At 66.0% G+C, this 241-nt stretch carries 1 protein-coding gene; it reads left to right on the top strand.

Annotated features, from left to right (window positions below; all coding sequences use genetic code 11):
• Window positions 1–23 precede the first annotated feature (23 nt).
• Window positions 24–241 (top strand): hypothetical protein (locus HMPREF0072_RS11595; RefSeq protein WP_211204244.1); only part of this gene is annotated, 218 nt, incomplete at its 3' end.

Below are 241 nucleotides of genomic sequence, written 5' to 3'. Positions count from 1 at the left end.
CGCTGCGCAGCGAGGTGTTCGCCATGCACGGCTATACCGAGCTGTACCTCGAGGGCCGCTGGGTGAAGGCCACCCCGGCGTTCAACCGTGCCTTGTGCCGCGCCTTCGACGTCGCTCCGCTGGAGTTCGACGGCGTCGCCGACAGCGTCTTCCATCCATTCAACCGCCAGGGCGAGCGCTACATGGAGTACCTGGCCGATCACGGCCAGTTCGCCGACCTGCCGGAGGAACTGTTCTTCTC

The sequence above is a fragment of the Anaerococcus lactolyticus ATCC 51172 genome (assembly GCF_000156575.1).
GTDB classification, from domain to species: Bacteria; Bacillota; Clostridia; order Tissierellales; family Peptoniphilaceae; genus Anaerococcus; species Anaerococcus lactolyticus.
The sequence above is the reverse complement of the archived record's forward strand: the minus strand, read 5'-3'. Positions and strand labels throughout refer to the sequence as shown.